We start from the raw sequence: 20,380 nt of genomic DNA, 5'->3' as shown, positions 1-20,380 counted from the left end.
TATAAGGAATTGCTGTATCTTTGTGCATAATTTTTCTCTATGAAACAGCGTTTGCTGCTTATTACTTTCTCAGCCAGTGTCTTGATTTTAATTGGGAAGTTTTATGCCTATTATTTAAGTGGTTCCACGACCTTATTGACAGACGCTTTAGAATCCATCATCAATGTGGTGGCAGGAGCTTTTGCCTTTTATTCTGTTTATTTAGCCTCTTTGCCCAAAGACCTAAATCACCCTTATGGGCACGGTAAAATTGAATTCTTTGCCTCGGGATTAGAAGGAGTATTGATTTTGTTGGCTGCCGCTTATATCTTTTTACACGCCTCTCAGCATTTGTGGACGAATCAACAACTCAAGAGTTTAGATATGGGTATGGCCATTTCTTTGGGATCCTCTGCCTTGAATGGTATTATGGGTTATTTCTTGATTCAAATGGGTAAAAAAGAACATTCTCCCACCATGGTGGCAGATGGTAAACATTTGCGTTTAGATGCTTATAATAGTTTGTTGGTCGTTTTAGCCTTAGCTATTACGTATTTTACTAATTGGTTATGGGTAGACTCTGCGGCTTCTCTCCTATTTGCATTTTTCATGTTTTGGCAAGGTATCCGTTTGATTCGTACTTCAGTAGCAGCTTTAATGGATGAAACTAATCCCAAAGTATTTCGATTGGTGATTGATTGGATTACTAAAAATCAACAGGATGAATGGATTGATTTACACAATTTACGGGTTCAGCAATATGGGGGTGATTTACATATCGACTGCCATTTAACACTTCCTCGCTATTGGGATTTAAACCATGTTCATGAGGAAATTCATGACTTTGAAGGTACTTTATCTCAAGTCCTTCCTACGCATATTGAGATATTTGTCCACGCAGACCCCTGTTTGGACGAATGCTGTGCCCATTGTCAGGTGACTGATTGCCCCATTAGAGCCCATGTTTTTGTTAAAAAAATTGAATGGAATAACGTGAATTTAGCTCTGAATCAAAAGCATTTTTTAGAACAATTAAACCGTTCTTAGGCTTCCTATTCCTCCATCTACTCCAATCACTTGTCCTGTTATCCAAGAATTTTCAGGCTTCAATAAAAAAAATGCTAAATTGGCTATGTCTTCGGCCTGCCCCACTCGGCCTAATGGATGTCTTTTTCCACCCGCTTCGATTTTCTCAGGGCTACTCAAAAGATTTTGAGCTAATGGTGTTTGAGTTAATGAAGGAGCAATGGCATTCACACGAATTTTTAAACTGCTGAATTCTGCAGCTAAAGATCGAGTAAGTCCTTCAATGGCACCTTTAGAACTGGCTATAGATGCATGGAATCCCATACCTGTTTGAACTGCCACGGTACTGAAAAGAACGATGGAAGCACTATCAGATTGCTTTAAAGAAGCTAATAAAACTTGAATTACACGAACCGCACCTATAAGATTGATTTTAAAATCTACTTCAAAATCGGAAGTGCTAAGGCGATGAAATGGTTTTAAAATGATACTACCAGGACAATATGCCAAACCGTCAATGGGCCCTTGCAGGGAGGAAAAAATACGATCGTCCTCTTGAAGTGCGTCCCACGTGTAATTCTCAATCCCAGCTAAATCTGACGCTTTTCTTGAAAAATTAAGTACACGATGTCCAGACGCAAGCAATTGCTCTGCTATGGAGTAACCAATTCCTTGACTTGCTCCTACAATAACATATACTCCCATTTATATGGACTGAATACCACCAAAAAACTCTTTTTTCGTTGATTCTTCTTGGAATTTACCTCCATAAAAGGAAGTAATGGTAGACGTAGCATCATCTTTTACGCCACGTGAAGAAACACAAAGGTGTTTGGCATCGATATAAATAGCCACATGTTCCGTCTCCAATACTTTTTGCAAATGCTTGGCAATTTGCATCGTTAAACGCTCTTGAACCTGCGGTCTTTTGGCATAGTATTGAACGATGCGATTCAATTTGGACAAACCAATGACCTTACCTGAAGAAATGTAGGCAATATGAGTTTTACCTACGATAGGCACGAAATGGTGTTCACAATTCGAATAGAAACTGATATTTTTCTCAATAAGCATTTCATTATAGCCGAATTTATTTTCAAATAGGGCTACCTGAGGCTCATTTTTAGGATTTAATCCGCTAAAAATCTCTTCTACGTACATTTTTGCAACACGCTTAGGTGTACCTTTTAGAGAATCATCGTTTAGATCTAGACCTAAGGTCAACATGATTTCTTTAAAATGTTCTTCGATTTTTTTGATTTTTTCTGCATCAGAAAGATCAAATGCATCTGATCTCATAGGAGTTTCTATCGAAGTCGCTATGTGATTATCTCCAATCTCATCATCTGTGAAATGGAAATTTTCCGTATCAATGAGCAGGGAATTCAACAAAATTTCTTTCTGTTTCATATAATCTAATTTTTAAATCAAGGTGGGAGGCAAGTGCAGCTCTAATCTTTTGGTAAATGACACAAGCAATGTTTTCAGCTGTAGGATTCAAATGAGCAAATTCGGGAACATCTAAATTGAGATTTTTATGGTCGAATTTATGTATTATTTCCTTTTGAACCAGTTGGGAAACTTCTTTCATGTCTATCACATAACCCGTTTCTGGATTAATTGTTCCAGTAATTTGCACAATTAATTCATAATTGTGGCCATGATAATTGGGATTATTACATAATCCAAACACTTCCTGGTTTTTTTCGTCCGACCAATTTGTATGGAATAATCGATGAGCCGCATTAAAATGCTCTTTTCTAAATACACTAACACGGGGAAGCTCTATCATTTTTTTAATTTGGATATAAATTTACAGCCATATTTTGATTAAATTTCAATTTCATTACCTAAAACCAGTTTAACAATTTATGAAAAGGCGAAATTTTATTTCAAAATCGCTGCTATATACTTCATCTGCTGCTCTATTTCCCACTATTTTAAAAGGCATAACACCAGAACAAACAAAAGTGCGTTTAGGTTTCATTGGTGTGGGGCTTCGTGGAAGAAATCATTTGGAAATGGCAATGTATCGTTCGGATGTGGAAATTATAGCTATATGTGATATAGATCCTCAGGCTATTCAGATTTCACAAAAAATGATTCGTGATAAAGGCCGTAAAGAAGCGGTTGTATATCAACAAGGCGATCATGATTTTGAAAACTTAGTCAAACGGAATGATATAGATGGCGTGATTATTGCCACTCCTTGGGAATGGCATGTGCCTATGGCCTTGGCTTCCATGAAAGAAGGGAAATACACGGGTGTGGAGGTTTCAGCTACAGTCACCTTGAAAGAATCATGGGATTTGGTGAATATGTATGAAAAAACAGGTTCACATTGCATGATTTTGGAAAATGTCTGCTACCGTCGTGACGTCCTAGCGGTCTTAAATATGGTTCGTCAAGGCATGTTCGGCTCTTTAACCCATGTCCAATGCGGCTACCAACATGATTTACGAGAAGTCAAATTTAATGATGGAGTCAAAGCCTATGGTGGTGGAGTTGAATTTGGCGAGAAAGGATTTTCTGAGGCTAAATGGAGGACTCAACATTCCATAGACCGCAATGGCGATATTTATCCAACTCACGGCTTAGGCCCTGTGGCGGAAATGTTAAATATCAATCGCGGAAATCAGTTTTTATATGTAACATCTATGGCTAGTCCAGCCTTGGGTTTACAGAAATATATTGTGGATAAAGGTGGGAAAGATCATCCCAATGCCAAGACCAAGTTTAAATTGGGAGACGTAGTAACCTCCTTAATCAAATGTGCCAATGGAGAAACCATCATGATTTCTCATGATACCAACTCCCCAAGACCTTATTCCTTAGGTTTTCGCGTACAAGGAACCCAAGGATTATGGATGGATGATAACAAGTCCATTTACTTAGAAGGTGTTTCTCCGAAAGCACATAGTTGGGAGCCATTCAAACCTTACCAAGAGAAATATGACCACCCGCTTTGGAAAGCTCATGCACAAGATGCCGAGAATGCTGGCCATGGAGGAATTGACTATTTTGTGTTAAGAGCCTTCATTGAATCGATTAAAAACAAAGTAGCCCCCCCTATAGATGTATATGATGCAGCCGCTTGGTCAGCTATATCACCCCTATCAGAAGAATCCATTGCCAAAGGATCTACTCCTGTTAAAATTCCAGATTTCACACGAGGAAAATGGAAAACCAATCAACCTATTTTTGCTTTACATGATAACTATTAAACCTTTATGACAACTACAAACAAACCTACCAACACCTCAGCTGCGCTATTAATTATCGGAATACTCTTCTTTGTATTTGGATTTGTGACCTGGGTAAACTCCGTATTAATTGCCTTTTTTAAAGCAACATTTGCCTTAAATAACTTTGAATCACTCTTAGTGACTTCAGCCTTTTTCATTTCTTATTTTGTTATGGCCATTCCTTCTTCTTGGGTATTGGCTAAAACAGGTTTCAAAAACGGCATGTCTTTGGGATTAATTGTCATGGCTGTGGGAACAGTACTGTTTGTTCCAGCTGCTCAAATGTCCAATTATCCCATGTTTCTTTTGGGATTATTCGTGATAGGTACTGGATTAGCTTTATTGCAAACAGCTTCTAATCCTTATGTAACCATTTTAGGCTCTCCAGATTCTGCCGCCAAACGTATTTCGGTGATGGGTATTTGTAATAAAGTTGCCGGCATATTAAGCCAATTTATTTTTGGTGGATTATTATTATCCTCCACCACAGATGCGAAAGATTTAAGCATTGTGGTAAATCCCTATTTAATTATGACAGGGGTTTTAGTAGGTTTAGCCTTGTTGGTTCGTTTCTCTACCCTTCCAGAAGTTGAAGCCGCAGAAAGTGAAGAATCTGCTGCTGAACAACGTCCTAGTGTATGGGCCTATCCAAACCTAGTTTTGGGTTTGGTGGCATTCTTTTTATATGTGGGAGTCGAAGTAATGGCGGGTGATACCATCATCAATTATGGTGTATCTCAAGGTATCGAAATGGAAGTAGCCAAAACCTTTACAACCTATACTTTATATGGCATGTTGGCAGGATATGTAGTAGGAATTTTGTTCATTCCAAAGATTTTATCTCAACAAAAAGCCTTGAATTATTCAGCTATTTTAGGGGTTGTATTTTCTCTTGGAACCGTACTTTTAGACGGATATTATTCCGTGATGTGTTTAGCTATGTTAGGTTTAGCCAATGCTTTAATGTGGCCAGCTTTATGGCCCTTAGCCATTCGTGGTTTAGGGAAATATACCAAATTGGGTTCAGCTTTAATTATTATGATGATTTCTGGAGGAGCTTTAATTCCATTATTGTATGGCGATATTGCTGATAGAATTCAAAATACGCAATTAGCCTATGTAATCATGGTGCCATGCTATTTGTTTATTCTATTTTACGCAACAATCGGACACAAAAAGAGTTCTTGGTAATATCATCATGTAAAAAGAGCCTCATCTTATTTTCATGAGATGAGGCTTTTTGTTTGTATTTCGTAAATTTGGTATAAATATACTACCTATGTCAAGCATCCTACAATCGTCTTCAGCTCATTTGATCAGCGATGGGAACATCTATGCTCCTACCTTGTTCGGCTATCAGCGGAGAGAAACGATTCCTGTTTCGATTGGAGATTTGATGTTAGGTTCTGATTTCCCCATTCGGATACAATCCATGACAACGGTGGATACCATGGATACTCATGGATCCATAGAACAATCCATGCGTATGATTGATGCAGGTTGTGAATTGGTACGTATCACGGCACCCTCCGTCAAGGAGGCTCAAAATTTGGAAAATATCCGTAAAGGCTTACGTGCTAAAGGCTATAAAACCCCTTTAGTGGCCGATATACATTTTACACCCAATGCGGCTGAATTAGCCGCTAGAATCGTAGAAAAAGTACGCATTAATCCGGGTAATTATGCCGATAAAAAACGTTTTGAAACGCTAGAGTATACAGAAACATCCTATCAATCAGAATTGGAGCGAATTCGAGATAAATTCTTACCCTTGGTGAAAATTTGTAAAGAATATGGCACCGCCATGCGCATTGGTACAAACCATGGGTCATTATCTGATCGTATCTTAAGTCGCTACGGTGATACTCCTTTAGGAATGGTGGAATCCGCTTTGGAATTTTTACGTATCTGCGAAGATGAAAATTACTTTAACCTCGTTCTTTCCATGAAAGCTTCCAATACTCAAGTGATGGTAGAAGCCTACCGTTTATTGAGTAAAAAGCTGGTAGATGGCCATTTTAAGGCCTACCCTTTACATTTAGGAGTGACTGAGGCTGGTGAAGGAGAAGATGGCCGGATTAAATCTGCCGTGGGAATTGGAACTTTATTGGAAGACGGATTAGGAGATACCATTCGTGTATCCTTAACAGAGGATCCTGAACTTGAAATTCCTGTTGCTAAGGATTTGGTGAATCGTTATGTAGGTCGCAATCGTCCTAATGCTCCTATTCCTAGTCTAACAAATTTACCTTCAGGATTCGATTCCCCCATTAATCCATTTGCTCATACCAGAAGAAAAAGTAGCGAATTAATGAATTTTGGTGGACATCAAGTACCACGTGTTATTGCTGATTTTTCGCATTTGAAAAGCATAGGCATGGAGGATTTGAAATCCATTGGCCATTTTTATTTGCCAGAACCGGATAAATGGGCCATGAATGATTTGGGAGCAGATTATTTGTTTACAGGTACATTAGATTTGGATTTTATGCTGCCTAATGGATTGAAACAAATCCAACTTGCCAAAACATGGCTCCAATCGAGTCATTCAGAGCACCAATTCCCATTATTTGAGGCCGAATATTGGTTGAAGGCAAGCAAGAAACACGCCCAACTTAATTTTGTGCATGCTGATGCCGAAGAGATTTGGACCAATGACTTATTGGTCAATGCCCTTAAATTGGCTCAGAATGAGGTATTAGTGCTTTCTTCGAGCTTCTCTAACCGAATGGCTGCTATTCGCCGTGCCTTTTTTGAATTAGACATGCAAGGAATTGCTCTACCTGTCGTGATACGTTTAAACTACCAAGATATCCATGCTAATCAGTTTCAATTATTTGCACCAACAGATGCTGGAGCTTTATTCATTGATGGATTTGGGGATGGATTAATGCTATCTCTATCAAGTTTACAAGCACAATCCTCCTTAGAGAATTCTACGAATTTCGGAATTTTACAGGCATGTAGGGTGCGCATTTCAAAAACAGAATACATCTCCTGCCCTTCTTGCGGAAGAACCTTATTTGATCTTCAAGAAACAACAGCCAGAATCCGACAAGTGACCGATCATTTAAAAGGGGTGAAAATCGGAATCATGGGTTGTATCGTAAATGGCCCAGGTGAAATGGCCGATGCCGATTATGGCTATGTAGGTATAGGGAAAGACAAAATTGCCTTGTATCGTGGTCAGGAAGTCGTTAAAAAGTCGGTGCCGGCAGATTCTGCTGTGGATGAATTAATTCAATTAATCAAAGAAGACGGAATTTGGAAAGATCCGCAAGAAACGAACAACTAAGATGAGCAGACTAAAAGAACAATTCAGAATAGGAGAAGTTTTCACTTACTTCATTCGTGTATTTCAAAAGCCTAAACCAGGTGCACCAACGAACTTTAATATTCGTACGATGCACATGATTAATAAAATATCGATTGTGATGTTTTTAATTTGTGTGGCTGTGATGATTTACCGAGCTCTTTTTCGCTAAATTTATCTCATTCCAAATTTACACCAATGTGATTTGGCATAGGCTAATGCCTTTTTGTCCTTGGTTTTGCCATTGACGTAATCGCATAAATATTGATATTCCTTAGGGCCTGGGGCATTAGGAAGTACTGCTAGTAGTTTTTCTATGACTTGAATGGCCTGAGTCGCTTTCCTCTGTTTAAACAATAAAGAACTTTCCACCATCCACATTCTTCTTTGAATCGAGCCTGGGTCCAAACCGGCCTTGCTCATTTGACTCTTAATCTTTTGAATATCAGCTATGGTTAATTTATTGGCCTGCGAACTCGTCAAAACGATTTGAAAGATATTCTCATAACTCATCCTTACCGGATTGGCCTCGTAAATTCTTTCGTAAGCCGGAATGTGGTTGATGAAATAATCAAATAGCACATTGTTGTTATTCATCATGACCATTTGAATGGCATTGAACGTACTTTGAGAGGTATATTGATTGGGATTCAAGGTTTTAGCAAACTCATTGAAAGCTAAAATATTGGACGTTGTATCACCCATTATCCGGGCATATTCAGCATAGTTTAATAAGAATTGAGGATTTTTATCCCCAGCTTTCAACCTTTTGGCATAGTTCTGGGCATGTTCTGCTGGATTAACAGCTTTTTGAGCTATGGAATTTACATTAATGACCGAATTATCTCTTTCTCCAAAAATCTTGGCCCCTACGATTTGTAAAGTAGCAGGGTCCATGAAAATGAAAGTAGGTGTGGCATTAATGGTAATTTTAAGCTTTTTTAGGAGCTTTTGATTTTCAGGATTACGAATATCCAATTGGAAATTGACAAATTTAGCATTGTAAAAAGCTCCTACTTGGGGTTGGGCAAAGGTTCCTTTAAAAGCATTGCAAATATGACAATCTGGCGCATAAACTTCCATGAATAAAAGTTTGCTTTGTTGTTTGGCGGTAGCGACAGCTGTATTGAAATTGCCCGTTTTAATGAAATTGATGCCCTTTTGAGCCATGCTAGGCAAAGTAATAAAGAGCATTAAGGCAATGAATAAATGGGATACTTTCATGTAAATTAGTGTTATTGACCCTTTTCAGCCGCGATGATTTCTTTCTTTAAATGACTAGACAAAGTCATACAAACTTGTTCAATTTCCTGAGAAAAAAAACTATCTCCAGTGGCTTGCAAGGAAGCCTCAGAAACAGTACCTAAAATTTCAATGAAAAAGCGTTTCATATCTAATACTTCCATCTCTTTGGTCCATAAGGGCAAAGTCAACGTGCCTTTATGATAAGGATCCCAGGTAGCTACCAATATCGCTTTTGTCTCTTCAATCCCTTCATTGGGATTATCTGTGGCTGACCAGGAAATTTGTTCAGGAATGTTATTTTCGTCTAAACTAATTTTGAAATTTATCTCTGATTGTTTCATCGCTTAATTTGAATTGTTTTTCGATTCATGGACTAAATTCTATCCCAAATAAATCGTATTTTCGTACAAAAGTAAGAAAACTTAATGGTTCGAGCAGAAATTATTACGATTGGGGATGAGATTCTTTATGGGCAAATATTGGATACCAATACCCAATGGATTAGCCTTGAATTAGATAAAATAGGAATTAAAACCATAAGGAAGTCGTCCGTAGGCGATCAGGAAAGTGAAATTGTAAGCATTCTAGAAGAAGCACAACATCGAGCTGATATCGTATTCATTACAGGTGGATTAGGCCCTACGAAAGACGATTTAACCAAAAAAGTACTAGCTAATTTCTTTGATTGCGATATGGCATATCATCCGCAAGCACTGGAAGATGTACGTGTTTTCTTTGAGAAAAGAGGGCGTGAATTAAGTGATTTGAATCGAGATCAAGCTTTACTTCCTACCAAGGCACAATATGTCCAAAATAAACAGGGAACTGCTCCTGGGATGTGGTTTGAAGAAAAAGGAACGGTTTGGGTATCCATGGCAGGAGTACCTTTTGAAATGAAAGCCATCATGGAAGATTTGGTTTTACCTCGGGTAGCCAAACATTTCAAAACGCCTACTATTGTTCATAAGATTGTTAAAGTAGTGGGCATCGGTGAATCCTATTTATCTGATATGATTCAAGATTGGGAATTATCCTTACCTAGTTATATTAAATTAGCCTATTTGCCTTCTTTGGGAATTGTCAAATTACGATTAACCGGCTTTGGTGACAGTGTATCTCAATTGAATCAAGATATTCAACAGGAAATAAACCGTGTCATGCCCCTCATCAAACCTTATGTGTTTGGTTATGAGCAAGACGAATTATCCCAAGTTATAGGTCAATTATTGATAGAAAAAGGCGCGAGTATTTCTGTAGCTGAAAGTTGTACTGGTGGTTATTTATCTCATTTATTCACCGAAATCGCAGGAAGTTCTGCTTATTTTAAAGGCGGAGTGATATCTTATGCCAATGAGGTAAAAATAGCTACTTTGGGTGTTTCTCTTACCCTATTGGAACAAGAAGGTGCTGTTAGCGAAGCTTGCATTGTGGCTATGTCAAATGGCGTCAGAGAGAAATTAAATAGTACTTTATCCTTGGCGACATCAGGAATTGCTGGTCCAGATGGAGGTACCGAGGAGAAGCCTGTTGGTACAGTTTGGATTGCTTTATCTCATTCCCAGGGTGTGATTACTCGGAAATTGCAATTAGCAGGAACGAGGAAACAAATAATACATATGACGGCACTCAGCTGCCTGAATTTAGTTAGGAAATTTTTGTTAAACGAATTGACTCAATAAGTATGGCCATCATGGAAGTCATTATGCCTAAAATGGGTGAAAGTATCATGGAAGCTACCGTATTAAACTGGTTGAAAAAACCAGGTGATTATGTGGAAGCGGATGAATTTATTTTAGAGGTTGCTACCGATAAGATTGATACCGAAGTACCAAGTCCCGTTTCAGGCTATTTACAAAAGATTATCGTTCCTGTAGGTGAAATTGCTACCATCGGTAAGGCTATTTGTGTGATTGATTCAACGGAAAATTCGGCAGAAACATCTACTAATGCTTCGGTGTCTAGCTTGTTTCCTGAACATGAAGAATTGGCATTATTAACGGATGTGAGTTTAGGGATTCTAGGTCAAAATGAGGAAAAATCGAATCCTTGGATTTCTCCCTTGATCAAACAAATTTGCTTACAAGAAAATGTAACTCAACGAGAACTGAGTACCATTAAAGGTTCGGGTTTAGATCAGCGAGTAACTAAAAAAGATGTGTTGAATTACATTGCTGTACGTAATTCTAAGCGCATGATAGCCTCTGGCACTTTGAGTCAAGGTCCGGGATTACGTCTACCAGGTGATGTGGTGATAGAAATGGACCGTATGCGTAAGATGATTTCCGAGCGTATGGTTGACTCTAAGCGTATAGCTCCGCACGTTACTTCATTTTTGGAGGCAGATATGACAGCTATGGTTACTTGGCGTGAAACAGAAAAGGCCCATTTTTTGGCCAAATACAAAGAGCCAATTACCTATACTCCTTTATTGATTATGGCTACGGCTAAAGCTCTGAAGGATTTTCCTGGAATGAATATTTCAGTGGAAGGCAACTACTTAGTACAGCATGGACAAATTAACATTGGTATGGCTGTGGCCTTGCCTAATGGTAATTTAATTGTCCCTGTCATTCATGAAGTTGATAAATTATCTTTATTGGAATTGACTAAAAAGGTCAATGATCTGTCTAATCGCGCTAGATTAAATAAGTTAACGCCTTCTGATTTAGAAGGAGGTACCTATTCCATCTCCAATATCGGTTCATTTGGTAATTTGATGGGAACTCCAATCATTGTTCAACCGCAAGTAGGTATTTTGGCCTTTGGAGTGATTGAAAAGAAACCAGCCGTGATTTCTGGACCTCAAGGTGATCAGATTGCTATTCGTCAAAAGATGTTCATTTCTCATTCGTATGATCACCGAGTTATAGACGGCTCTTTGGGAGGAGGTTTCTTGAAACGAGTTTCTGATTATTTAGAGAAATTCAATATCACTGATCACGAATTATAGATAGATTTTTTTATAAATTAGGCTCAGGATGTCATTTTGGGCCTTTTTTATTTAAAATATTCAAAGTGTTGCCTTGTCCTGAAATAGGTTGACTTTGGGTTTATTAATAATACATCTTAAATAAAAATTTAGCAGTTTCAAAACCTCCAAAGTCTTTCTTTTTATAAAAATTAAAGGCCATGGTAAATGATGTGATTATAGTTCTTTTGAATCAGCTCATAAATAACATCACTTAAAATCCAATTTTACGGTATTTCTTTTTTTTGAAAAAAAAGAAACGAAAAAACTTCTTTTCTTGTTGGTCATCAAAGGCGAATTTCGCTTCGCGAAACCGTGATTCACTCCGCTATCGCCTATATTTTTGACGCCGACACGCATCGCCTTTGCTAAGGTCAAAACCTCGTCTACCGCTGAGTTCATCATCTTTCGCTCGTACTGACCGACGGTATTTTCTATCAAAAAATCTCAAAATTCATTCTAAAAACTAAACTCTAATAAAGACAACTGATGAGGTTAATCCCAACGAAAGATGGGAACGTAGCATGAGCGAAGCGGTAGGCGGATATTTGACCCGGCGCATAGGCCATGTGCGTTAGAGTCAAAGATTAAAGCCGTATGCGGAGTGAACATCGGTTCCGCGTAGCGGAATTCGTCTTAGGATTAACCGTACTTCATTTTTTTTTATTTCTTTTTTTAAAAAAAAAGAAATACCTAAGTAATCGCATTAAAGTAGAGTGCGATATAAAATAACATGTATTGCTTCAATAAATACATATCGGAAAATCCCAAATATTAATGTTCGATAACTACCAGCTGAGTCGTCCTAAAAACTGTCAACTTATTTCAGGGCGGGACAGTTGATAAAAAAAAGCCCTGAATAAATTCAGGGCTTTCTAACATCAATTTATATAATTAAAACTTGGAATTAGGATCTTTTACATTGGGACGAATAATACGTAACCAAGTCAATAATTTTACCATAGGATAAGTTGGGTCAATCTCAAACCATTTGGTAGCAAAATTGACACGATTCGGTAATTTATGGTGATTGTTTTGAAACAGTTCTCCCATCATCAAAACATCTACTACCAAAGAGTTCTTCGAATGATCATGATTGTCATAATTTTGATAGCCATATTTGTGACCAGACCAATTAACAATAGCGCCATGTACAGGCCCCATCAAAAAATGTACAGGTAACAAAAAGAAGAATGCCCAGTGCATATCAAAATATTTGTAGGCAACAATGTAGAAAGAAGAATAGGCCACTCCCCAGCCGACTCTTGAAACCCAAGAATCACCAATTTTTTCGATGGTTTTAGAAACGGGATAATCATGCTCAAAACGCTCTTCTACTTTTTGAGAACGGTTCAAAACCGCATTATAAATGTTCTTTGTTTTCCACATCATCGTAAAGACGTTGCTGGAGAACATCGGTGAATGTGGATCTTTAGGAGTATCCGAAAATGCATGGTGCATTCTATGTAGAATGGCGTAAGCTCTTGGACTTAAAAAGGAAGATCCTTGGGATAAATAAGTAAGAAAATAGAAAAATTTCTCCCAGAATTTGTTCATTAAGAACATTTTATGTGCTGAATAACGGTGTAGGAAGAAAGTTTGACTAAATAGAGATACGTACCAATGAATAATAAAAGCAGGAAGTACTAATTGCATAAAAGTAATAATAAGATATGGCTACAAATTTAGCCATGAAAAGTTTAAGAATCTCTAGTATTCCAATATACTTTTATGATTTTTATCAGTTATGGGTGTAGGAAAGCGAATTGAAGGAGATTGACTCCCATTTTAAGTGCAGCCTCTCTTTTTTCAACCGGATCATGGTAAATGCTTTCGTCTTCCCATCCATTTCCCAAATCGCATTCATAGGAATAAAAACAGATAAGTCGACCTTGATAAATCAATCCAAATCCTTGGGGAGCCTTGCCGTCGTGCTCATGTACTTTGGGTAAACCTTTGGGAAAGGAATATGCTTGTGAATAAATGGGATGACTGAATGGTAATTCCACAAAACTTAATTCAGGAAAGACCTTCGCCATTTCTCTACGAATGGATTTATCTAAACCATAGTTATCATCAATGTGCAGAAAACCTCCACCCAATAAATATTGTCGTAAGTTTCTTTGTTCCTCTTTGTCGAAAAGCACATTACCATGCCCTGTCAAATGTATGAAGGGATAATTCCAAAGCATGGGACTGGCTAATTCCACGGTCTCAGGACTAGGATCGATGCCCATTTTCTTTTGCTGGTTAGCAAATTGAATGAGATTAGGCAATGAAGTCTTATTGGCATACCAATCTCCTCCCCCTTTGTATTTTACTTTGGCAATTTTAAACAGGGGATTTTGTGCCAAAATAGCTTGACTTAGACCTAAAAATAAGAAAAGAAATGCCTTAATTTTCATGTAATAGATGAATGGCATGGGTGGCAGCTAATCCAGCTGTTTCAGTTCTTAAAATAGCTTTTCCCAAGCTAAAAGGAGTCCAATCACTCGCTAATAAAGCAGCACTTTCCTCGGTTGAAAAATCTCCTTCTGGGCCAATCAAAATATGATAAGCTTGGTTTTGTTGTATACTTTTACTTAAACTTGGACTTGGAGGATTCGATATATAAGCAAATAGTTTTTGCTCATGTTCCTTGTTACTTAGTTGTTTGACAAGCTCTTTGAAGGAAATGATTGGGTAAATATTCGGCAAAAACAGGTTTTTAGACTGTTTCAAAGCCGAAACGACAATTTTTTCTAAACGATGTGTTTTGATCTCTTTTCTTTCTGAATACCGAGAATGGAAAAACCCAATGGATTGAATTCCAAATTCCGCACATTTCTCGACCATCCATTCCATGCGCTCCATTTGTTTGGTGGGGGCTATCCATAGATGAATAGAATAGGCTGGCAAGGCCGAATTTTCTATTTCTTTTAGCAGGTGGAATGTCGTCTTTTTACTGGTGGATTGGTCAATTTTGGCTTCAAACTTTTGACCAATTCCATTTAAAATAAAAATCGGGTCTCCCGATTTTAAACGGAGGACCCGATGGGCATGAATGGACTCTTCTTCGCTTAAAAATGGGCTAGCAATTGGATTTGGCTCATAAAAAACCGGAATACTCATGCTTACTCTTCTTCAGATTTAAACGAATATAAGGAAGTATCTAATTGTATAGCATCCGCATTGAAGTCGTGGATGAATTGCTCAATCACCTCATCTGTCAGCGCAGGAACATATAAAGCAGCCTCCAAACCGATACCAAAATCAAAGTCTTTATCCACTTCTACATATTCACTTACTTTGATTTCATCGTTTTCTTCCATTTCTTCGATGATTTCTAAAACCATCATTTCCACTTCTTCATCTAATGAATCATTCGCTTGATAGGTTTCATCCCGGTTTTCTATGGGAACATACAGCGGGAAATGTTGGATAGCTTCTCTCTCTGCTGCTTCATATAATAAGCTAGAATAATGTAACTGAAGCGTGCAAAGGATAGCGTCATAGACAACCTCCTTTTGCTCAAAATGGCCCACAAACTGTATGTGGACCATTTCTCTATCATTGCTTACCGGAAGATCTTCGTCTTCGATCAAAATAAAGGTACGTTGTTCAGTTGCGCAAAGCTCCTTCAAACGTTTGATTTCCTCGGGAGAAAATCCGGGATTGCTTATTTGTGTCATAAGGTGACAGACTATTTAATCATTAATAATTCTCTGTACTTCGGTAGTGGCCACTCATCGTCATCAATGATTAATTCCAATTTATCCACTGCATAACGGATTTCTTCGAAAAAGCCTTTGACCTTTGAGCCATACAAGAACGCTCTTTCTTCGATATTTTCCACATTATTAGCCTCTTTCCTTGCTTCAGTCATGTCGTTTTGCAATAAAACAACCTTAGAAGTGTATTCAGAGATTTTTTTAATCATTTCAACCGTAGGTGCATAATACTGAGGATCAATACCAATTTCTTTCTGTCCTTTAACATTTTCTACCAATTGAGTTTGGTATTTCAACGAGGTAGAAACAATGTGGTTAATGGCCATATCACCTACAACACGCGATTCAATTTGGATTTTCTTAATGTAGTTTTCCAATTCAATCTCGTAACGGGCATGCATTTCTTCTTTGGAATAAATGCCGTATTTCGTGAATAATTCAATGGATTCAGGACGAGTGTATACTAATAGTGCCTCTGGAGTAGTCTTCATGTTGGACAAACCTCTCTTGGCTGCTTCTTCTACCCATTCATCAGAATATCCATTTCCTTCAAAACGGATTTTCTTAGATTCTTTGGCATAGCGCTTCAATACATCCATAATAGCCAATTCTTTCTTCACTCCTTTTTCTAAGATGCTATCAACCTCCTTACGGAATAGAATCAATTGATTGGCAACAATCGTATTCAAAATTGTCATAGGGGCAGCTGAATTAGCAGATGAACCTACGGCACGGAATTCAAATTTATTTCCTGTGAAAGCAAATGGCGACGTTCTGTTACGGTCGGTATTATCCAAAATCAAGGAAGGGATTTTATTGATACCTAATTTTAAGTATACATTATCTCCTTTTTCTAATTGGAATTCTTCGATGTCCTTCATGTTCTCTAGGTCGTCCAACACATTGTTCATGGTAGATCCTAAGAAAACAGAAACAATCGCTGGTGGCGCTTCATTGGCTCCCAAACGGTGCTCATTTCCTGAAGAAGCAATAGAAGCACGCAATAAATCGGCATTATCATGTACCGCTTTTACTACGTTAACAAAGAAAGTCAAGAAACGAAGGTTTTCTTTAGGTTTAGATGATGGTCCCAATAAATTGACACCCGTATCAGTACCTAAAGCCCAGTTATTATGTTTACCTGATCCATTGATACCCGCAAATGGTTTCTCATGGAACAATACTTTTAATTTATGTTTTACAGCTACTTTCGACATTAAGTCCATCAAAAGTGCATTGTGATCACAAGCTAAGTTAGCTTCTTCAAAAGTCGGAGCTACCTCAAATTGCGCTGGAGCCACTTCATTATGACGTGTGCGAACCGGCATACCTAATTTTAAAGCTTCAATTTCAAAATCAACCATGAAGGCATTCACACGAGTTGGAATCGATCCAAAATAGTGATCCTCTAATTGTTGACCTTTGGCTGGTGCATGTCCAAATACTGTTCTTCCCGCCATCATTAAATCTGGACGAGCATTGTAAAGAGCTTCATCTATTAAAAAGTATTCTTGCTCGATACCCACAGTAGGAACTACTTTAGTCACATCACGATTGAAATATTCTTTCACCACAGCTGTAGCTGCTTTGTCAATTAATTCAATGGACTTTAATAAAGGTGTTTTATAGTCTAAAGCCTCTCCTGTATAGGAAACAAATACAGAAGGAATACATAAAGTAGCAGTTCCAGCCGCATTTTCCATGATAAATGCAGGCGAAGAAGGATCCCAACCTGTATAACCACGTGCTTCAAATGTGGAACGAATTCCTCCATTAGGAAAAGAGGATGCATCTGGCTCTTGTTGAACCAAAGCAGATCCTTTGAATTTTTCTACCGCCTTACCTGTGCTTAAATCAATGTCAAAAAACGAGTCATGTTTCTCTGCCGTAGTTCCTGTTAAAGGTTGAAACCAGTGCGTATAGTGAGTTGCTCCCTTAGAAATAGCCCAAGATTTCATCGCTGCTGCTACTTCATCAGCCGCATCGCGGTCAATTTTAGAACCAGTATTAATCGCTGTTGTAATCTTAAGGTACGCTTCAGGAGATAATAATGAGCGCATTACCTCATCATTAAATGTCATATTGCCGTAATAATCACTTACTTTTTCAGTAGGGATTTTCACAACGGCAGTAGCTCTACTTTGAGCTAATTCAAGAGCTTTGAATCTAGTTATTGCCATGGTTGGAATTTGGTTATCAAGAACGTAAAAATAGGATTTTTGCTTGTTACTTGAAACAAATTTAATCTCTTTTTCCCGTATATCTTGTTATATCAAATAAATGTCATGTTTTTTATTTTCAAGTTTGTTTGTGATGAAATTGTATATTTTTTATTTCAAAAAATTGTTTTTCTTAAAAACAGGTTTATTTTTGCATTGCATTTGTTACAAAAAATGAATTTTTAATAAAAACACGTTTAAAATCATGGCAAAATCTAAACTTGAATACATTTGGCTTGACGGTTACAAACCTACTCAGAGTTTACGTTCTAAAACAAAGATTGAAAATAACTTCAGTGGTCGACTAGAAGATTGTGATATGTGGTGCTTTGATGGCTCATCTACTGAGCAGGCTCCAGGTGGTTCTTCTGACTGTCTTTTGAAACCTGTGTTCATTTGCCCAGATCCTGCTAGAAAAAGTGCCTATTTAGTGATGTGCGAAGTGTTGAATTCAGATGGATCAGCACATGAAAGCAATGGTCGTGCTACCATTGAAGATGATGATAACGATTTTTGGTTTGGTTTCGAACAAGAATATTTCTTGTGGGATACAGAAACCAACAAGCCTTTAGGTTTCCCATCTAACGGTTATCCAGCGCCACAAGGACCATACTATTGTTCTGTAGGTGCAAGTAATGCATTTGGAAGAGATATCGTTGAGGAACATTTAGACATTTGTTTAGAAGCAGGTTTAAATGTAGAAGGTATCAATGCCGAAGTAGCTGCTGGTCAGTGGGAATTCCAAATTTTTGCGAAAGGTGCTAAAGAAGCGGGTGATCAAATTTGGGTAGCTCGTTATTTATTAGAAAGATTAGGTGAGAAATATGGTGTAGCCATCAACTGGCACTGTAAGCCTCTAGGTGAATTAGATTGGAATGGTTCAGGTATGCATGCCAACTTCTCTAATACAGCTTTACGTACTTGTGGAGAAAAAGGTACTTATGATGCAATCTGTTCGGCATTTGCTCCACTAGTGAAAGAGCACATCGAAGTGTATGGTGCTGATAACCACTTACGTTTGACAGGTAAACACGAAACGCAGTCCATTCACCAGTTCTCTTATGGAGTTTCTGACCGTGGAGCTTCTATTCGTATCCCTATCGCAACGGTAGAAAAAGGATGGAAAGGTTGGTTAGAAGATCGTCGTCCTAATTCGGCTGCAGATCCATATAAAGTGGCATCTAGAATTATTAAAACGGTAAAAACAGCCAAATATTAATATTGGGGGGAACGATTAAATCATAAATGGTTAAAAATGGCGGATTTATCCGCCATTTTTGTTTTAAATTTGCAGCTTAGTATGCCCCATGAAGAAATTAGCTTTTTATACGTTAGGTTGCAAGTTGAATTTTGCCGAGTCTAGCACCATTGCTCGTTCCTTAGAACCTATGGGTTTTGAGCGGGTGGAGTTCCAGCAATCTCCAGATCTTTTTGTTATTAATACCTGTAGCGTAACAGATCAAGCAGACAAAAAGTGTAAAAAAGTTGTTAAAGAAGCTAAAAAAATCAATCCCGAATCAGTGGTTGTCATTTTGGGCTGCTATGCCCAATTGAAACCCGATGAAATTGTTCAAATTCCTGGAGTTGATTTGGTTTTAGGAGCCAATGAGAAATTTCAATTAGCTGATATTATTTCACCTTATTTTGTTTCCGATAAGAAAAATACCCTACCTAAAGTCATAGCCTCTGAAATTCGTTATGATTTGGATTACCATGCCTCCTATTCTGTCAATGACCGAACACGGACTTTCTTAAAAGTTCAAGATGGTTGTGATTACCCTTGCTCCTACTGTACCATCCCTTTAGCACGTGGACAAAGTAGGTCGAGTAGCATTGAGCATGTGCTGGGTTTAGTGAAGGAAATTGCGGAAAAAGGAGTGAAAGAAGTGGTATTAACAGGCGTAAATATTGGTGATTTTGGCATTCAACAAGGTAAACGAGTGGAATCCTTTTTTGCTTTGATACAAGCGCTTGATGCGCAAAGTTATTTAAATCGCTTTCGGATTTCATCCATTGAACCTAATTTATTGCATAGCGAATTATTACAATACTTGGCTGATTCCCAGTATTTTGTTCCTCATTTTCATGTTCCCTTGCAATCTGGATCTAATGCGGTTTTGCGTTTAATGAAACGTAGGTACCAAAGGGAATTGTATGCTGACCGAGTTCGAGAAATTAAATCACTGATGCCACATGCTTGCATTGGAGTTGACGTGATTGTAGGTCATCCTGGCGAAAGCGAGGAGATGTTTTTAGATACCTATCATTTTTTGAATGACTTAGATATCTCTTATTTGCATGTATTTACTTATTCAGAACGTGCCAATACTTATGCGGTTGATATTCAGCCGAAAATAGATGCAAAGGTAAAAGCAGAACGTTCTAAGATGTTACATATCCTTTCTGATAAAAAACGTCGGGCATTTTATGAGACCCAATTGGGTCGAAAAGGTAAAGTGCTTTTTGAAGAAGCTTCTTCTAATGGTTTTATGGAAGGATTTTCTGAGAACTATGTTCGCGTTCGCGTTCCCTATGATCCCCTTCTGATCAATACCGTACAGCCTGTTCGTTATAATTCCATGGACGAAGAAGGATTGATGCGGGCCGATATTTTACTAGAACAATTCGTGTAATGATTTACAAACAAAAAAGCCGGAAACTAGAAGCTTCCGACT

General features: G+C 38.0%; 19 protein-coding genes. 9 read left to right on the top strand and 10 right to left on the bottom strand.

Features of this window, described 5'->3' with window-relative positions:
* Window positions 1-39: 39 nt before the first annotated feature.
* Window positions 40-1,026 carry a cation diffusion facilitator family transporter gene (locus EWU23_RS02140; protein WP_166228338.1) on the top strand — a complete coding sequence of 329 codons (987 nt, stop codon included), beginning with the start codon at window positions 40-42 and terminating at the stop codon, window positions 1,024-1,026.
* Here EWU23_RS02140 and EWU23_RS02135 read toward each other — a convergent pair.
* Genes EWU23_RS02135 through EWU23_RS02125 form a run of 3 tightly spaced genes read right to left on the bottom strand, consistent with a single transcriptional unit; the run spans window position 1,012 to window position 2,797 of the window.
* Entirely contained in the window at window positions 1,012-1,710 is a 699-nt protein-coding gene (locus tag EWU23_RS02135; protein ID WP_166228336.1) for an SDR family NAD(P)-dependent oxidoreductase, read from the bottom strand. The two genes, EWU23_RS02140 and EWU23_RS02135, sit on opposite strands and share 15 nt — an antisense overlap.
* Complete coding sequence (folE, locus tag EWU23_RS02130) at window positions 1,711-2,415, bottom strand: GTP cyclohydrolase I FolE (protein WP_166228334.1); 705 nt, start codon at window positions 2,413-2,415, stop codon at window positions 1,711-1,713.
* On the bottom strand, window positions 2,375-2,797 hold the full coding sequence (locus EWU23_RS02125; protein WP_166228332.1) for a 6-pyruvoyl trahydropterin synthase family protein: 423 nt from the start codon (window positions 2,795-2,797) through the stop codon (window positions 2,375-2,377). Before EWU23_RS02125 ends, folE begins: the two co-directional genes overlap by 41 nt.
* A gap of 79 nt (window positions 2,798-2,876) precedes the next feature.
* Here EWU23_RS02125 and EWU23_RS02120 point away from each other — a divergent pair, with 79 nt between their 5' ends.
* The 4 genes from EWU23_RS02120 to EWU23_RS02105 all read left to right on the top strand — a co-directional run bounded on the left by EWU23_RS02120 (window position 2,877) and on the right by EWU23_RS02105 (window position 7,735).
* Window positions 2,877-4,229 carry a Gfo/Idh/MocA family protein gene (locus EWU23_RS02120; protein WP_166228330.1) on the top strand — a complete coding sequence of 451 codons (1,353 nt, stop codon included), beginning with the start codon at window positions 2,877-2,879 and terminating at the stop codon, window positions 4,227-4,229.
* Between the two features lie 6 nt (window positions 4,230-4,235).
* Window positions 4,236-5,441, top strand: a complete 1,206-nt coding sequence (locus EWU23_RS02115) for a sugar MFS transporter (RefSeq protein WP_166228328.1) — start codon at window positions 4,236-4,238, stop codon at window positions 5,439-5,441.
* A gap of 88 nt (window positions 5,442-5,529) precedes the next feature.
* Window positions 5,530-7,545, top strand: a complete 2,016-nt coding sequence (gene ispG / locus EWU23_RS02110) for a (E)-4-hydroxy-3-methylbut-2-enyl-diphosphate synthase (RefSeq protein ID WP_166228326.1) — start codon at window positions 5,530-5,532, stop codon at window positions 7,543-7,545.
* 1 nt (window position 7,546) lies between these two features.
* Window positions 7,547-7,735: a DUF6728 family protein gene (locus tag EWU23_RS02105; RefSeq protein ID WP_166228324.1), complete on the top strand. Its 189-nt coding sequence runs from the start codon at window positions 7,547-7,549 to the stop codon at window positions 7,733-7,735.
* 2 nt (window positions 7,736-7,737) lie between these two features.
* On the opposite strand, the gene EWU23_RS02100 is transcribed toward EWU23_RS02105, so the two are convergent.
* Window positions 7,738-8,787: a thioredoxin family protein gene (locus tag EWU23_RS02100; protein WP_166228322.1), complete on the bottom strand. Its 1,050-nt coding sequence runs from the start codon at window positions 8,785-8,787 to the stop codon at window positions 7,738-7,740.
* Window positions 8,788-8,798: 11 nt separating this feature from the next.
* Entirely contained in the window at window positions 8,799-9,149 is a 351-nt protein-coding gene (gene gldC, locus EWU23_RS02095) for a gliding motility protein GldC (RefSeq protein ID WP_166228320.1), read from the bottom strand.
* 84 nt (window positions 9,150-9,233) lie between these two features.
* Here gldC and EWU23_RS02090 point away from each other — a divergent pair, with 84 nt between their 5' ends.
* Both EWU23_RS02090 and EWU23_RS02085 read left to right on the top strand, forming a co-directional pair.
* Window positions 9,234-10,487: a competence/damage-inducible protein A gene (locus tag EWU23_RS02090; protein WP_166228318.1), complete on the top strand. Its 1,254-nt coding sequence runs from the start codon at window positions 9,234-9,236 to the stop codon at window positions 10,485-10,487.
* 2 nt (window positions 10,488-10,489) lie between these two features.
* Window positions 10,490-11,758, top strand: coding sequence for a dihydrolipoamide acetyltransferase family protein (locus EWU23_RS02085; RefSeq protein ID WP_166228316.1), 1,269 nt, complete (start codon window positions 10,490-10,492; stop codon window positions 11,756-11,758).
* 912 nt (window positions 11,759-12,670) lie between these two features.
* Here EWU23_RS02085 and EWU23_RS02080 read toward each other — a convergent pair.
* The 5 genes from EWU23_RS02080 to EWU23_RS02060 form a co-directional block, all read right to left on the bottom strand.
* Window positions 12,671-13,432, bottom strand: coding sequence for an acyl-CoA desaturase (locus tag EWU23_RS02080; protein WP_166228314.1), 762 nt, complete (start codon window positions 13,430-13,432; stop codon window positions 12,671-12,673).
* Window positions 13,433-13,521: 89 nt separating this feature from the next.
* Window positions 13,522-14,181: a DUF4159 domain-containing protein gene (locus tag EWU23_RS02075; protein ID WP_166228312.1), complete on the bottom strand. Its 660-nt coding sequence runs from the start codon at window positions 14,179-14,181 to the stop codon at window positions 13,522-13,524.
* Window positions 14,171-14,887 carry an RsmE family RNA methyltransferase gene (locus EWU23_RS02070; protein ID WP_166228310.1) on the bottom strand — a complete coding sequence of 239 codons (717 nt, stop codon included), beginning with the start codon at window positions 14,885-14,887 and terminating at the stop codon, window positions 14,171-14,173. Before EWU23_RS02070 ends, EWU23_RS02075 begins: the two co-directional genes overlap by 11 nt.
* Before the next feature lie 2 nt (window positions 14,888-14,889).
* Window positions 14,890-15,447: a hypothetical protein gene (locus tag EWU23_RS02065; RefSeq protein ID WP_166228308.1), complete on the bottom strand. Its 558-nt coding sequence runs from the start codon at window positions 15,445-15,447 to the stop codon at window positions 14,890-14,892.
* Window positions 15,448-15,458: 11 nt separating this feature from the next.
* Window positions 15,459-17,666, bottom strand: coding sequence for a glutamine synthetase III family protein (locus EWU23_RS02060; RefSeq protein WP_166228306.1), 2,208 nt, complete (start codon window positions 17,664-17,666; stop codon window positions 15,459-15,461).
* Window positions 17,667-17,910: 244 nt separating this feature from the next.
* Between EWU23_RS02060 and EWU23_RS02055 the strand changes: the two genes are divergently transcribed.
* A complete protein-coding gene (locus tag EWU23_RS02055) occupies window positions 17,911-18,924 on the top strand; it encodes a glutamine synthetase beta-grasp domain-containing protein (RefSeq protein WP_166228304.1) in 1,014 nt (337 codons plus the stop codon).
* An 88-nt stretch (window positions 18,925-19,012) separates the two neighbouring features.
* The gene (gene mtaB, locus EWU23_RS02050) at window positions 19,013-20,338 is read left to right on the top strand and encodes a tRNA (N(6)-L-threonylcarbamoyladenosine(37)-C(2))-methylthiotransferase MtaB (protein ID WP_166228302.1); all 1,326 of its coding nucleotides are present in this window, start codon (window positions 19,013-19,015) and stop codon (window positions 20,336-20,338) included.
* Window positions 20,339-20,380 lie beyond the last annotated feature (42 nt).

The sequence above is a fragment of the Aquirufa beregesia genome, from assembly GCF_011090385.1.
Lineage (GTDB): Bacteria > Bacteroidota > Bacteroidia > Cytophagales > Spirosomataceae > Aquirufa > Aquirufa beregesia.
The sequence above is the reverse complement of the archived record's forward strand: the minus strand, read 5'-3'. Positions and strand labels throughout refer to the sequence as shown.